The organism is Bacillus sp. PPSBB_2, from assembly GCF_045291115.1.
Taxonomy (GTDB): domain Bacteria; phylum Bacillota; class Bacilli; order Bacillales; family Bacillaceae_G; genus Bacillus_A; species Bacillus_A cereus.
The window spans coordinates 668164-683719 of record NZ_CP147983.1; the positions used below are offsets into that span (position 1 = coordinate 668164).

Genomic DNA, 15556 nt, shown 5'->3' on the forward strand with positions numbered 1-15556 from the left:
ACGACTACTGATGGTAGTCGTGTTTCTTTACAGATGGTAATGAAATGATAAAACAAGATCCATGATCAACTTCACTCGTGACAGTAATCGTCCCGCCGTGTAGCTCTACAATTTCTTTCACGATAGATAGTCCTAAACCAGTTCCACCTGTAGCTCGTGATCTTGCTTTATCGACACGGTAAAAGCGGTCAAAAATGTGAGGGAGGTCTTCAGGTGGAATACCTTCGCCTTCATCTTCAATTGCAATGGAAATATGTTTATGTTCTTCTGTAACAGAAATGTTTATATGAGAATGCTCTTTTGAATGTCTATAAGCGTTATTTAAAATATTCACCACAACTTGTTCGAATCGTTGTTCATCTAAGTTTACTAGCAGTGTAGGAGGACAAGAGAAAGAAACTTTACTGTACCTTTCTTTATACATGGCGTTTACTTTTTCACATATACGCGTAAGGAAGGTGTGTAAATGCACTTCCTTTACTTGAATAGAAAAGTTATGTTGTTCCATTTGTGCAAGTGAAAATAAATCTTGAACTAAGTTTGTAATGTAATCAGACTCATCTTTTATAATTGATAAATATCGCAAACGTTGTTCAGAAGGGGTGCTTTCTTTTAAAGCAATGTCAGCATAACCTCTTACGTATGTTAACGGTGTTCGTAATTCGTGAGCAACACTTGCTAGAAATTCACTTCGCTCTGTTTTCATATAATGCAAATCATTTGCGAGCGTTTGAATAGATGATGCCAGTTCACCAATTTCATCATTACGAGTAGTCGTTAACGAAACGGACAAATCGCCTTTACTCATTTTTTCAGTTGCATGTTTCATGTGTAACAATGGTTTTGTTAATAAACGTGATAATAGGAAAATTGTGATGACTGTGAGTAGAAATGTGATGGCACCAGCAATAATGAATTGTTTCGTTAATCCATTAACTAACTTTTCAATTGATTCTGTTCCAAGAAACATGTACACATAGCCTTCATGTTTTCCATCTACTACAATGGGGCTAACTGTACATATATAATTAGATGTTTTCCAATGATTTTCTATAATCGCTCCATTATGGTCTGTTCGAGTTTGCATTTTACTAATATGATCGTTTATAGTCGTGTTTATTTCGTTAGATTTAGCTAGTATTTCTTTATTTGCATTTGTAATAACGACAGTTGTTTCAGCTTCAGATTCCATTAATGCTACGTGAGAGATGGTTTGCTCATCGTAATATTTTTCAAGTACATCTCGATGACTATTTCCTCGCTTTAATAAAGCTGTCATTTCTTCATTTACTCTAGTGTTTACAAGACTATAATAGAGCAAAATAAAGAGAACACTTTCAATTAAAAGTGTAACAATTAAAAAATAAAATCCGAATTGAATTGAAATTCGTTTCATCGTTTTGCCCCTTACTGTTCAGTATCAATCCATCGATAACCTATTCCATACACGGTTTTTAAATGATGATCAATAGGAAAATTTGCTTTTCGCAATTTATCACGTAAATTACGAATATGTGAATCGACTGTGCGATCTTCTGTATTTGTGTTTAATCCCCAAATTCGTTCGATGAGCTGATCACGGTTTAATACGTAGTTCACATGGCGTAAAAATAATCCGAGTAAAGAAAATTCAATTGGTGTGAGAAGGAGTTCTTCATTATGGACAGAAACGAAGTGTTTTGTTTCATCCCATACAATACCGTGATATTGGATTTGTTTATGTTCATTTGTACGTCTTAAAACGGCTTCAATTCTTGCGAAAAGTTCTTCTTCATGGAAAGGTTTCGTTACGTAATCATCGGCTCCAATTTTTAATCCTTGAACGACATCTACTGTTTGATCACGAGCTGTAACCATAATAATAGGAATGTTACTAAAAGATCGGATTTTTTTGCACGTTTCCCATCCGTCCATCTTTGGCATCATAATATCGAGTAAAACAAATTTAAAGTTTCGATTTTCTATATGTAAAATAGCTTCTTCTCCTGAAGTCGCACATACGCAGTTATATCCAATTGGTGTAAGATAAAGCGTTAATAATTCAAGCATTCTCGGTTCATCGTCTACGAGCAGTATATCAATCATAGAGAGCCCTCCATATTTATAATCGTTACTTAAAGTGTAATGCAAAATCATGAAGAAATGGTGCAGATTATGATGTGTCTGCATAATTTCTTCAGAATTGCTTGTTATTGTGGAGTTGAAATTACATTTTAGGTAATCATATTGGCTCAAAAATGATTAATACGGAGGCGGTATAGTGAAAAAAATGACCCGAATTTTTGGGATAACAATAATTACAGCAGTTGGTCTTGCTGCATGCGGACAAACGAATACAGACCATAAAAACCATGAATCTACAAAAGAGAAGAAAACAGAACAAAAGGAAATGAAAATGAATCAGGAGGTAACGGCGCCAAAAGAAATGAACCAAGGTGCATCTAATGATTTATTAACGACAAGTTTAAAAAATGTAACGAGATTAAACACAAATGATCCTTCGCAAATGGCAGTATTAACTTCGCAAACGATATGGCCAGCAACTCATAAGGAGAACCAGCCAGGTGCTGTTATTTTAGTACCAGCAAGCGAGTGGCAATTAGGTATTGCGAGTGCAGATCTTATTCATCATCCGAATAACGGGCCGATTTTATTTATAGAAAAAGAAAAGATACCGGAAATGACGTTAAAAGAAATAAAACGATTAAATCCAATCGGAACGAAAGATGGAACACAAATTATGGTGATGGGAGATGTAGGTACTAGCGCGCTTGAACAATTAAAAGGTTATAAAGTAAAACAAATAAAAGAAACGGACCCAGCTATATTTGCGAAGGATGTTGATAAGGAGTATGCCGATATAACAGGAAGCTACCCAAATAGTGTTATTATCGGTTCGTCTGCAGAAGAAGGACGTTTATATACAACCCCCGCTGTAAATTGGATTTCTCATATGCCGGAACCACTACTCTATACAGAAAAGAATAAAGTGCCAGAAGCGACAATAGAGGCACTAAAAATGAGAAAAGATAAAGCAAATATATATGTATTAGGGCCAGAAAAAATTGTTTCAAAAGAAGTAGAAAAAGAGCTAAGCAAATACGGGAAAGTAACGCGTATTAGTGGAGAGACCCCTACAGAAAACTCGATTGCGTTCGCTAAATTTAAAGATGAAAAAACAAAATTTGGCTGGGGATTCACAAAACCTGGTCACGGTTTATCATTTGTTTCAAGTAAAACACCAGATTTAGCAGTTGCTGGGGCACCTTTTTCACATATGGGTAAACATGCACCTGTTGTATTATTAGAAGAAGGTAAAGCTTCACAACCAGTGTATGACTTCCTTGCAAGCATTCAGCCGAAGTTTAAAGATGATCCAACACTTGGACCATATAATCACGGTTTCTTATTAGGAAGTACGAGTGATATTTCATTTGAAACACAAGGAATACTAGATGAGAGGTTAGAAATTGTTCAGGAAAGTGGTCAAGGACACGGTGGACATTAATGAAATGAAAAAAGATGCTACTAAGGTAGTGTCTTTTTCTTTAGGAAACTTTTACATAGCAAAAAATCTTCTACTCGTTATATAATAGCTTTCGTGCAGTCGGCTAGATTTTCTTATGGAGAAAATCAAATTATAAAGGAGTAGAGGAGTGGTATTTTGTTTCAAACGATAAAAAATGACTGGTTTTCTAATGTGAGAGGGGACGTGTTATCAGGAATTGTCGTTGCTTTAGCGTTAATCCCTGAAGCGATAGCCTTCTCTGTTATTGCAGGCGTGGATCCGACAGTTGGACTATACGCAGCCTTTTGTATTGCAGTTACCATTTCATTTGTTGGCGGGAGAACTGGAATGATTTCAGCTGCAACAGGTGCAATGGCATTATTAATGGTAACGCTTGTTAAAGATCATGGTTTGCAATATTTATTTGCTACAACAATATTAACAGGTATTGTCCAAATTATTTTTGGCGTGTTCAAACTGAGCTCATTTATGAAGTTTGTTCCGAAATCTGTTATGAGTGGTTTTTTAAATTCACTTGGAATTTTAGTTTTTACAGCGCAATTGCCACATTTTAAAAATGCAACTTGGCAAATGTATGCACTCGTTGTATTAGGACTTGCAATTATATATTTATTTCCACGTATTACAACGGTTGTACCTTCTACGCTTATTTCAATTATTATTGTGACGAGTATTGCACTTATGAGCGGATTACAGTTGAAAACAGTAGGAGATATGGGAAGCCTGCCGAAAGAATTACCGTTCTTTAGTATTCCTGACGTGCCTTTTACACTTGAGACATTAGGGATTATTTTACCGTATGCAGTTATGCTTGCAATTATCGGTTTACTAGAATCATTATTAACAGCTTCAGTTTTAGATGATATGACGCATACGGAAAGTAATAAGCATAAAGAGGCACGCGGACAAGGGATCGCAAACATTGTTGCTGGTTTCTTCGGAGGAATGGCAGGTTGTGCAATGATCGGTCAATCTGTTATTAATATTAAATCAGGTGGACGAGGTCGCCTATCAACATTTGTAGCGGGCGGATTTTTAATCGTATTACTATTCGTTTTAGGAGATTATGTCGTTCATATTCCGATGGCAGCTTTAGTTGCAGTTATGATTATGGTTTCAATCGGAACGTTTGATTGGAACTCTGTAACAACAATTCATAAAGTACCAAAAGGAAACTCATTTGTTATGATCGTAACAGTTGTGATTGTCCTAATTACACATAATTTAGCATTAGGTGTAATTATCGGAACAGTAATTAGTGCAGTTTTATTTGCATTCAATATGGCAAAGATTCACGTGAAACATTTATATATTGAAAATAAGAAAATATACGAAATTCACGGTCAACTTTTCTTTGCATCTACAGCCGATTTCATAACTAATTTTTCATTTAATGAAGATGTAAAAGAAATTGAAATGAATTTTACTCATGCGCACGTATGGGATGATTCAGCAGTGGCATCAATTGATAAAGTTATCATGAAGTATGAACAAAGTGGTGTGAAAGTAAGTATAACAGGATTAAATGAACGTAGCTCAAAACTTGTTGCAAATTTAGCTACTTATAATAAAAGAATTGCTAGTTAAAAGCCTCCTTTTTAGGGGGCTTTATTATATAATACGAGTAGGATAACGAAAAGGGGATTCAGCATATGTACAAACAAATTATATTAGCATGTGACGGTTCTGAACATGCACTTCGAGCAGCGGAACATGCAACATATATTGCAAAATGTAGCGAAGAAACAAATGTTGAAGTTGTGTACGTAGTAGATAATAGAACGGCAAAATCAGATATTATACAAGGTCAAACAGATTTAGAAACAATATCAGCTAGTCGAAAAGATAAATTAAAAGAGATTGAAGGTTTATTAAAGAAAGAGAACATTTCTTATACAATTACGATATTACATGGTGATCCTGGAGATACAATTGTTCAATATGTAAATACAGGAGATATAGATCTTGTCATTGCTGGAAGTAGAGGGCTCAATACACTGCAAGAAATGGTGCTGGGAAGTGTAAGTCATAAAATAGCAAAGCGTGTGAAATGTCCAGTGATGATTGTAAAATGAAATAGAATGTAACGAAGATCTTAGTATAACTGAGGTCTTTTTTTATGTATAAATGACTCTTATTTGTGGAAATACTAGATATATAAGTTGAAAAGATGTTAACTTACAAATTTGTAAGTTAGTTGTTAGAGAAATCGATGTTATGAAATTTTTCCCATTGGTAAAATAAAAGTATCAAAGGGGAGATAGGGAGGATGGAAGCAATGAAATCATTTCAAAATTTGTCATATAGCCAAGGTGTCAGTCTTATTTGTTTAGGGGGATTTGCTGCATCTGTTACGTTAGCTGTTTTAATAAAGGTGTTTCATCAAATCTTTTAATCTTATAGTAGGGAAGGAATTGGTTGTTATCATTAGTAGGAACAGCAATGAAAATAAAAAATAGCTCTTAGCATGTATGTAAATGCTAAGAGCTATTTTTATGGTTGTTATATATTATTTAAGCTTGTTTTGATTTTACTGACCCTGTATTTAAAGTAAGAGCAAGGAAGAACATTGCAAGTACGCAAGATGCAAGTAATAAGATGAATCCGCCATCCCATCCGAATGCATCTACGATAAAGCCCATAGCTGCACTAGCGAAAGCTGCTCCGCCTAAGTAACCGAAGAATCCAGTTAAGCCTGCTGCAGTTCCAGCAGCTTTCTTTGGTGCTAAATCTAGAGCGTGTAGACCAATTAACATAACCGGTCCGTAAATTAAAAATCCAATTGCGACAAGTGCGATACTATCAACCATTGGATTACCAGGAGGGTTTAACCAGTAAACAAGAACTGCGATAAATACACCAACCATAAATAAAATACCAGCAGGTGCACGACGTCCTTTAAATAGTTTATCACTCATCCATCCGCAAAGAAGTGTACCTGGAATACCAGCCCATTCATATAGAGCGTAAGCAGTACGTGAGCTACTATGAGTAAAGCTTTTTTCTTCTACTAAATAAGTAGGAGCCCAGTCTACAACGCCGTAACGTACGAAATATACGAAAACGTTCGCAATAGCGATGTACCATAAAAACTTATTGTTTAATACGTATTTAAATAAAATTTCCTTTACTGAAAGCTCGCGTTCGCGATCTTTTACTTTTTCATCTGGTGGATATTCCCCAGTATGTTCTTCAATAGAAGGTAGTCCGCAAGATTGAGGCGTATCTTTCATCGTAATTAATACATAAATACCAACTAAAATTGAAAGAATACCTGGGAAGTAAAAAATACTTTTCCAGTCATCTGCGAAGAAGTATAAGCCTAATGTTACAAGGGAAGGCATAAGCGCTCCGCCAACATTATGAGCGACGTTCCAAATGGACATTTTTGTACCACGTTCGCTAATAGAGAACCAGTGAACCATCGTACGACCACAAGGAGGCCATCCCATACCTTGTACCCATCCATTTAAAAACTGAAGTACAAACATAAGTATAATGCTCGTTGTAATGAAAGAAAATGAGCCGAAAATAATATTAATGATACCTGATAAAAATAGCCCAGCTGCTAAAAAATAGCGAGGATTACAACGATCGGATACGATACCCATAAGAAATTTACTTAATCCGTAAGCAATAGAAACTGCTGAAAGGATAACCCCAAGTTCCCCTTTACTAAAGCCTTGCTCGATTAAGTATGGCATTGCTAGTGAAAAGTTTTTTCGAACAAAGTAGTAACCTGCATAACCGATGAAGATACCTAAGATACTTGTAAACGTAATTTACGGTATTCGCTATCAACGCGATCAGCTGGTAAGCGTTCCGCGTGGGGCGCAGGTTTAAATAATTGTGTGAAAAACATAAAATGAAAATCCTCCCCGAATTAATTCGAAGCGTTTTAAGACAGAGAACATAAAAAGGCCATGAAATATAAAAAAGTTTCCTTTTTTATGATTCATAGCCGTGTACTCCGTTTCTCCGTGACTGTCAATATTAACTTCGTCGAAAATTATACAACTTTGTGACAAAAATGTAAACGTTTTTATGAATAAAAGTATTGACGGATTTTATTCGTGGGATTAATATTTAAATACATTAAATATTTTATTGTTTAAATAAGAGGTGGATAACATGCCAAATGATATGACGCATATCGATAAAATTCAAGCTCTTGCCTTTTCGATTGGAAAGAAAATGCAAACGGAGTTATTAGAACAAATGCAAGCGACAGGACTTACACCACCGCAGTTTTATATTTTAAAGATTCTAGATCATTATGGGGCTTCAAGAGCGACAACATTAGCGAAAAAGATGTATGTGAAGCCTAGCGCGATTACAGTGATGATTGATCGTCTAATCGATCAAGAACTTGTAGAACGCTATCACGACAAAGATGACCGTCGCGTTGTCATCATCGAGTTAACGAAAAAGGGGAAAGCTAGAGTAGAAGAGGCAATGACAGCTCGTAACGAGCATATTGCAAAATACTTTTCACATTTAGAGTTGCAAGAAAGAGAAGATTTATTACGTCTCTTTGAGAAGTTAGAAACCATTATTTGCGGGACACAAGAGAAAAAAGAGAATAACTAAGAGGAATTGAGGAGATTACATGGAGCAACAAGAAAATCAAAATAGAAAGTTGTTGTTAATCGGTTTAATTATCGCGATGCTATTTGCTGCATTAGATGGAACAATTGTCGGTACAGCAATGCCACGTATCGTCGGTGACCTAGGTGGATTAAGCTTAATGACATGGTTAACAACAGCTTATATGTTAACATCAACGACAGTTGTACCAATTGCAGGTAAATTAGCTGATTTACTTGGTCGTCGTAACGTATATATAACAGGGCTAGTTATTTTCATGATTGGTTCGGCGTTATGTGGTATGGCAAATGGTATGACAGAATTAATTATTTTCCGTGGTATTCAAGGTCTTGGTGGCGGTATTATGATGCCAATGGCTATGATTATTATTGGAGATATGTTCACGGGAAAAGAACGTGCGAAATGGCAAGGTATTTTTGGGGCGTTATACGGCCTTGCTTCTGTAATTGGACCACAAGTTGGTGGTTGGATTGTAGATGCAGTGAACTGGAGATGGGTATTCTACATTAACTTACCGGTTGGTATTTTAGCAACAATCTTTATTGCAATGGGATTAAAATCACATAAACAAACAGGACCAATTAAAATTGATATCGCTGGAATCTTTACGATGATTCTCGGTGTTGTAAGTTTATTACTTGCGCTAACGTTTGGCGGAAAAGATTATGCATGGGATTCTTGGCAAATTATCGGTTTATTTGCACTAGCTGTAATTGGTATCGTTAGCTTTGTTATCGTTGAAACGAAAGCTGAAGAGCCAATTTTACCAATGCACTTCTTTAAAAATCGCACATTTACAATACTGAATGCGATTGGATTCTTTATGAGTATTGGAATGTTCGGTGCGATTATGTTCGTACCATTCTTCATGCAAGGGATTGTAGGAGTAAGTGCTGCTGAATCAGGAACAATTATGACTCCAATGATGATTACAATGATTGTGATGAGTATTATCGGTGGGCAACTTGTATTAAAAGTTGGTGTAAAACCACAAATTATCGCAGGTATGCTTATTATGGCCGGTGGTTTCTGGTTATTAACAACGATGGATATGCACACAACGAAGCTTACAGCTACTTCTTATATGATGGTTATCGGTTTAGGAATGGGTCTTGTAATGCCTACATTAACATTAGCGTTACAAGAAAGCTTCCCGAAAAAAGACCTTGGTGTCGTAACGTCATCAAGTCAATTCTTCCGACAAATCGGTGGTACATTTGGTATTACAATTTTAGGGTCAATTATGAATAACACTTCAGGTACGACATTAACAAAAAATTTAGTACCTGTATTAGATACATTCCCGAAAGAAGCGGGACAAATGGTAACGAAATTTAAAGATATGATTCACACAGATCCACAAGGTTTATATTCAATGCTATTTAGCCCAGAGGCATTAAAACAAATGCCAGAAGCGTTCGCTAACAGCATTGTACCTATTTTGAAAAACTCTTTAGTAGACTCGCTTCATACTGTATTCTTAACAGGATTAGTATTTATCGTAGTAGGTGCCATCTTTACGATTTTCTTACAAAAAATTAAATTATCAGATCGTAAAAAAGATGCTAAAGAGCTTGTTGTAGAAGAAAAAGAAAAAACTGTATCATACTCGTAATGAAGAAGCATCGCCTTATGGCGGTGCTTTTTTGAGTATAACCTTAAAAGCTTTTTAGTGAGAAATGATTGACGTATTTTTAGAAATACGTTATATTATTTTCTGTAAACGGTTACATGAAATGAGGAGAAAAGAGAATGAGTACGATCAAAGACGTTGCGAAATTAGCGGGAGTATCTGTTGCGACCGTTTCCAGAGTTCTAAATAAAAATGGATATGTTCACGAAGATACATTAAAAAAGGTAGAACGTGCAATTGAGATGTTAGATTATAAGCCTAGTACAGTAGCGCGTTCACTGTATAATAAAAAGTCTCGTTTAATTGGCTTAGTTGTTCCAAATATCGTGAATCCATTCTTTCCGGAAGTTGCACGTGCCGTAGAAGATGTAGCACATAAACAAGGTTACACAGTTGTCCTTTGTAACTCTGATGAAAGTTTAGAAAAAGAGAAACAATATATTGATGTACTTAGACAAAATAATGTAGATGGATTTATTGTAGCAACGAATCCACAAAATAGTGTTAATTACATGAATTTATCTGTTCCAGTTGTTGCGATTGACCGTATGTTTAATGAGCGTATTCCTACTGTATATGCAGATAACTATGCAGGAAGTCAGGCTGCGACAAAGTTGTTACTAGATAAAGGATGTAAACATATTGCACATATTCGCGGTCCACGTGATGTGAGTACTGCAAATGAACGTTTTGAAGGTTTTGTAGACGTTATTACGCAAAATAATCTTTCGTATATGATTGCAGAGAGTACGTTTGATCCAGCAAATAGTGAGCGTGTAGCGATGGAATTATTAGAAGAATACCCGCATATTGATGGTATTGTCGCTGGGAATGATTTAATTGCGATCGGTATTGTAAAGGCGGCACTTCAAAAGCGGATTGCCATTCCAGATGATTTACAAATTATCGGATTTGATGGCATTTCTTTAACGGAAATGATGTATCCATCTATTACGACAGTTGCACAACCGATATATGAAATGGGGAAAATTGCAACAGAGTTGTTGTTAGAGCAAATGGAAGGAAATACATTAGAAGAGAAACATTATCGTTTGCCGATTGAAATTATAGAACGAAATACAACGAAGTAAGGAGATGAAACAGATGCCAAATATTGCAGTAGTAGGAAGCATTTCAATGGACTTAGTGGCTGTTTCAAAAAAACGCCCGAAAGCAGGAGAAACAGTAATTGGTGAAGCGTTTCATACAATCCCAGGAGGGAAAGGGGCAAACCAAGCAGTTGCTGCAGCTAGGTTAGGAGCAAATGTAGCAATGGTTGGAGCGGTAGGAAATGATGATTATGGAACAGTAGTTAGAAAAAATCTAGAGAACGAACGCATTTTTATCGATTATGTGGTACCGGTTACAGATGGAACGACAGGAATTGCTCATATCGTTTTAGCAGAAGAAGATAACAGTATTGTTGTCGTACAAGGGGCAAATGCTCTTGTAAATAAGTCAGTTGTAGATCGCTCCAAAGACCTTCTTGTAAAAGCGGATATGGTTGTTCTTCAACTAGAAATTCCACTTGAAACAGTAAAATATGTATTGGCTATTTGTGAGGAACATAATATTCCTGTTATGTTAAATCCAGCGCCAGCACAAGTTTTATCAGAAGACATTTTAGAAAAGGCAACTTATATTACGCCAAATGAACATGAGTGCCGCATCGTATTAGATGATTTTACATCACCAATTGAAGATTTATTGGCGAAGTATCCCAATAAATTATTGATGACAGAAGGTTCTAACGGTGTTCGTTTCCATAATGGCACGGAGATTGTACATGTTCCTAGCATTGCTGTTGATGTAGTGGATACAACTGGAGCTGGTGATACATTTAATGGTGCGTTAGCAGTTGCACTTTCTGAAGGAGAGACACTTCAAAAAGCAATTCGTTTCGCGAATATTGCCGGTGGTCTTTCTGTAACGAAACTTGGAGCACAGGGCGGTATGCCAACGAGAGATCGAGTACGTGAAGTGCAGGTGATTGTTGGATGAAAAAGCATGGTGTATTAAATAGTGAAATCGCGGCAGTCCTTGCTTCACTTGGGCATACAGATACGGTTGTAATTGCTGATTGCGGGTTACCGATTCCGGATGGAGTAAAACGAATTGATTTAGCTGTTGAGATTGGAAAACCGAGTTTTTTAGAAGTGTTACAAGTTGTAGCTGATGATATGGCAATCGAAAAAGTGACGTTAGCAGAAGAAGTCATTATAAATAATGCGGCAGTAAATAAAGAGATCGAGCAGAAATTAACAGAGCCAGCATTTGAGTATGTATCTCATGAGCAATTTAAAGAGCATACAAAGAAAGCGAAGGCGATTATTCGTACAGGCGAGGCTACGCCTTATGCAAATGTAATTTTACATGCAGGCGTGATTTTTTAATAAAGGGAAGTGATGGGAATGCATATTGAAATGAAAAACATTTCAAAGGCGTTCAATGGCAATCCTGTTTTGAAGAATGCACAGTTTATGATTGAAACAGGAGAAGTCCATGCATTGATGGGGGAAAATGGAGCGGGTAAATCAACGCTCATGAAGATTTTAACAGGTGTATACAAAAAAGATGGTGGGACAATCACGATTGATGGGCAAGAGCGCACCTTTAAAAATGCGAAAGAAGCTGAAGAGTACGGCATCGCATTTATACATCAAGAACTAAACATATTGCCGAATTTAACAGTAGCTGAAAATATGTTTCTCGGTAAAGAGTTAATGTATGGGAAAACAGGTATTTTACGCACTCGACAAATGAACGCGATTGCGCAGCAGCAACTAGCGGAGTTAGGGTTGCATGTAAGAGGCGCTATGTTAGCAGAGGAATTATCGGTTGGACAACAGCAAATTATCGAAATTGCGAAAGCATTAATGACAAACGCGAGCGTTATTATTATGGATGAACCTACTGCGGCACTGACGGATCGTGAAATCGAAACGCTCTTTACAGTAATCAATAAGTTACGTAAAGAAGGTGTTTCATTCGTGTACATTTCGCATCGTATGGAAGAGATTTTCTCAATATGTGATGCTATTACGATTTTGCGTGATGGAGAATACGTGGGAAAGAGATTAATTCCAGAAACATCATTTGATGAAGTAGTGAGTATGATGGTGGGGCGCAGCATTGGTGAACGTTACCCAGAGCGAAATAGTCAAATTGGTGATGTCATTTTTGAAATGCGTAACGGAACGAAGAAAGGGAAATTTGAAAATGTTTCGTTTCAAGTGAGGAAAGGTGAAATCCTTGGTGTAGCTGGTTTGATGGGGGCTGGTCGCACTGATATTATGAAAGCGATATTTGGTTATGAACCTTTAGACTCTGGACAAATTTTTATAAATGGACAAGAAGTAAAGATTGATAGTCCAATAGATGCAATTAGACAAAGAATTGCTTTCATTACAGAAGATAGAAAGTCTGAAGGATTAGTGTTAGATTTTTCAATTCGAGAAAATTTAGCTTTACCGAATTTAGAAAGTCTTTCAAAGGGAAGTGTTCTAAGCAACGAGCTAGAACAACAGTTTACAGAGGATATGATGAAGCTTCTTAATGTGAAAGCATCTAGCGGAGAGCAGGCAGTGAAATCTCTTTCTGGTGGAAATCAGCAAAAGATTGTAATCGCAAAATGGTTAGGCATTCATCCGCAATTACTCATTTTAGATGAGCCAACAAGGGGTGTTGATGTTGGAGCGAAAAAAGAAATTTACTCTATTATGAATAAGCTTACAGAGCAAGGCGATGCCGTTATTATGGTATCATCTGAGCTTCCGGAAGTTTTAGGGATGAGTGATCGAGTTCTTGTTATTCATGAAGGAAAAGTCGGCGGAGTTTTAGGGAAAGATGAGGCATCACAAGAGTCTATTATGGCACTAGCTACAGGGGGAGAGTAAGGATGGCTAAGAAGGGGAATGTATTACAACAACTTGGTTCTTTAATCGGTTTAGTATTAATTATCGTCGTAATTACAGCTTTAAATCCAGCGTTTATTGAAATTCCAAATTTATTTAATATACTGCGTCAAGTATCGATTAATGCGCTTATTGCATTCGGAATGACCTTCGTAATTTTAACAGGGGGTATTGACTTATCGGTAGGTTCTATTTTAGCATTATCAAGTGCACTTGTAGCTGGAATGATGGCAAGTGGCATGGATCCGTTCCTTGCAATGGCAGTTGGACTATTAGCAGGTCTTGTAATGGGAATTGTAAACGGTATCATCATTGCGAAAGGAAAAGTAGCTCCATTTATTGCAACTTTAGCAACAATGACTATTTTTCGTGGGTTGACGCTTGTTTATATGGACGGACGTCCGATCACTGGTCTTGGTGATCATTTAATGTTCCAAATGTTTGGCCGTGGTTATTTTCTTGGTATTCCGGTACCCGCTGTTACAATGATGATCGCTTTCGCAGTACTGTACTTCATTTTGAAGAAAACGACATTTGGTCGCCGTACATTTGCAATTGGTGGAAATGAAGAAGCAGCAGCACTATCAGGTATTAATGTTACGAGAATTAAAGTAATGATTTACGGTCTTTCCGGAATTTTGGCAGCGCTTGCAGGTATTGTCTTAACATCACGATTAGATTCTGCACAGCCGACTGCAGGTACTTCTTACGAATTAGATGCAATTGCAGCAGTTGTATTAGGTGGAACAAGTCTTTCTGGGGGAAGAGGATGGATTGTTGGTACATTCATCGGTGTACTTATTATTGGTGTACTAAATAACGGTTTAAATTTATTAGGTGTATCTTCTTTCTTCCAACAAGTTGTAAAAGGACTTGTAATCTTACTAGCTGTATTAATTGATCGCAGAAAAGAAGCGTAATGGAGGGACAGTTCATGAAGAAATGGTTACTTATACTCGTTGCATGTATTATGGTCGTTACTGCTGGTTGTTCAATGGAACCACCAGAATGGGCAAAGGATTCTAGCGATAAAGGTCGAAATAAAACTATTAAAGTTGGATTCTCTGTTTCAACTTTAAATAATCCCTTCTTTGTAACTTTGAAAAAGGGTGCAGAAAAGAAGGCGAAAGAAAGCGGCATTGAATTGATTGCTGTTGATGCACAAAATGATGCAGCAAAGCAAACGAACGATGTTGAAGATTTAATTCAAAAAGGTGTCGATGTAGTTGTTATTAACCCGACCGATTCAGATGCTGTTGCTTCAGCGGTAAGTGCTGCAAATGCAGCGAACGTTCCTGTTATTACAGTAGACCGCGTTGCAAATTCAGGTAAGGTTGTTTCTCACATTGCCTCTAATAATATTGAAGGTGGTCAAATGGCTAGTGATTACATTCGTGAATTAGTCGGCGAAGGAGCAAACGTTGCTGAGTTAGAAGGAATCCCTGGATCCTCTGCCGCTCGTGAACGTGGGAAAGGATTCCATAACGTAGCCGATAAGTCTTTAAAAGTAGTTGCAAAACAAGCGGCTGATTTTGATAGGGCGAAAGGATTATCTGTTATGGAAAACATTTTGCAAGCAAATAGCGATATTAAAGCCGTGTTTGCTCATAACGACGAGATGGCATTAGGTGCACTTGAAGCGTTGAAGTCTGCTGGAAAAACAGATGTAGTAGTTGTTGGATTTGATGCAACAGAAGATGCTGTGAAAGCGGTTAACGATGGGCGTATGGCTGCAACAGTCGCTCAAAAACCAGAATTAATCGGAGAGAAGGCGATGCAAACAGCAAAAGAGATAACACAAGGTAAAAAAGTGGACAAATCTATTCCGATTGAATTAGAGCTTATTAAGAAAAAAAAATAAATATAAAATGA

Annotated in this window: 14 protein-coding genes and 1 pseudogene; 12 read left to right on the plus strand and 3 right to left on the minus strand. The window is 36.9% G+C overall.

Annotation, left to right across the window (positions count from 1 at the left end; translation table 11 throughout):
- Window positions 1-4: 4 nt before the first annotated feature.
- Together V6946_RS03240 and V6946_RS03245 are read right to left on the minus strand one after the other, a co-directional pair.
- The gene (locus tag V6946_RS03240) at window positions 5-1396 is read right to left on the minus strand and encodes a HAMP domain-containing sensor histidine kinase (protein ID WP_006918010.1); all 1392 of its coding nucleotides are present in this window, start codon (window positions 1394-1396) and stop codon (window positions 5-7) included.
- Window positions 1397-1407: 11 nt separating this feature from the next.
- Window positions 1408-2085, minus strand: a complete 678-nt coding sequence (locus tag V6946_RS03245; RefSeq protein ID WP_006918011.1) for a response regulator transcription factor — start codon at window positions 2083-2085, stop codon at window positions 1408-1410.
- Window positions 2086-2260: 175 nt separating this feature from the next.
- Here V6946_RS03245 and V6946_RS03250 point away from each other — a divergent pair, with 175 nt between their 5' ends.
- The 4 genes from V6946_RS03250 (at window position 2261) to V6946_RS03265 (ending at window position 5924) form a co-directional block, all read left to right on the plus strand.
- Window positions 2261-3508, plus strand: coding sequence for a hypothetical protein (locus V6946_RS03250; RefSeq protein ID WP_006918012.1), 1248 nt, complete (start codon window positions 2261-2263; stop codon window positions 3506-3508).
- A 156-nt stretch (window positions 3509-3664) separates the two neighbouring features.
- On the plus strand, window positions 3665-5116 hold the full coding sequence (locus V6946_RS03255) for a SulP family inorganic anion transporter (RefSeq protein ID WP_000487920.1): 1452 nt from the start codon (window positions 3665-3667) through the stop codon (window positions 5114-5116).
- Between the two features lie 65 nt (window positions 5117-5181).
- Window positions 5182-5604 (plus strand): universal stress protein, encoded by a 423-nt coding sequence (locus V6946_RS03260; protein WP_000277999.1) that lies wholly within the window; start codon window positions 5182-5184, stop codon window positions 5602-5604.
- Between the two features lie 203 nt (window positions 5605-5807).
- Window positions 5808-5924, plus strand: coding sequence for a DUF4027 family protein (locus V6946_RS03265; protein ID WP_000834733.1), 117 nt, complete (start codon window positions 5808-5810; stop codon window positions 5922-5924).
- 118 nt (window positions 5925-6042) lie between these two features.
- Here V6946_RS03265 and glpT read toward each other — a convergent pair.
- Window positions 6043-7391: pseudogene (gene glpT, locus V6946_RS03270) on the minus strand (glycerol-3-phosphate transporter).
- A gap of 269 nt (window positions 7392-7660) precedes the next feature.
- Between glpT and V6946_RS03275 the strand changes: the two are divergent.
- The 8 genes from V6946_RS03275 to rbsB all read left to right on the plus strand — a co-directional run bounded on the left by V6946_RS03275 (window position 7661) and on the right by rbsB (window position 15545).
- Window positions 7661-8119, plus strand: a complete 459-nt coding sequence (locus tag V6946_RS03275; protein ID WP_001132365.1) for a MarR family winged helix-turn-helix transcriptional regulator — start codon at window positions 7661-7663, stop codon at window positions 8117-8119.
- A 19-nt stretch (window positions 8120-8138) separates the two neighbouring features.
- The gene (locus tag V6946_RS03280; protein WP_006918016.1) at window positions 8139-9752 is read left to right on the plus strand and encodes an MDR family MFS transporter; all 1614 of its coding nucleotides are present in this window, start codon (window positions 8139-8141) and stop codon (window positions 9750-9752) included.
- A 137-nt stretch (window positions 9753-9889) separates the two neighbouring features.
- Window positions 9890-10861, plus strand: coding sequence for a ribose operon transcriptional repressor RbsR (gene rbsR / locus V6946_RS03285; RefSeq protein ID WP_197228400.1), 972 nt, complete (start codon window positions 9890-9892; stop codon window positions 10859-10861).
- Between the two features lie 13 nt (window positions 10862-10874).
- Window positions 10875-11771, plus strand: a complete 897-nt coding sequence (rbsK, locus tag V6946_RS03290) for a ribokinase (RefSeq protein ID WP_001132860.1) — start codon at window positions 10875-10877, stop codon at window positions 11769-11771.
- Complete coding sequence (gene rbsD, locus V6946_RS03295; protein WP_000716150.1) at window positions 11768-12163, plus strand: D-ribose pyranase; 396 nt, start codon at window positions 11768-11770, stop codon at window positions 12161-12163. Before rbsK ends, rbsD begins: the two co-directional genes overlap by 4 nt.
- Window positions 12164-12181: 18 nt before the next feature.
- Window positions 12182-13666, plus strand: coding sequence for a ribose ABC transporter ATP-binding protein RbsA (rbsA, locus tag V6946_RS03300; protein WP_006918021.1), 1485 nt, complete (start codon window positions 12182-12184; stop codon window positions 13664-13666).
- A gap of 2 nt (window positions 13667-13668) precedes the next feature.
- Window positions 13669-14604, plus strand: a complete 936-nt coding sequence (locus tag V6946_RS03305) for an ABC transporter permease subunit (RefSeq protein ID WP_001074641.1) — start codon at window positions 13669-13671, stop codon at window positions 14602-14604.
- 14 nt (window positions 14605-14618) lie between these two features.
- Entirely contained in the window at window positions 14619-15545 is a 927-nt protein-coding gene (gene rbsB, locus V6946_RS03310; RefSeq protein ID WP_000758998.1) for a ribose ABC transporter substrate-binding protein RbsB, read from the plus strand.
- Window positions 15546-15556 lie beyond the last annotated feature (11 nt).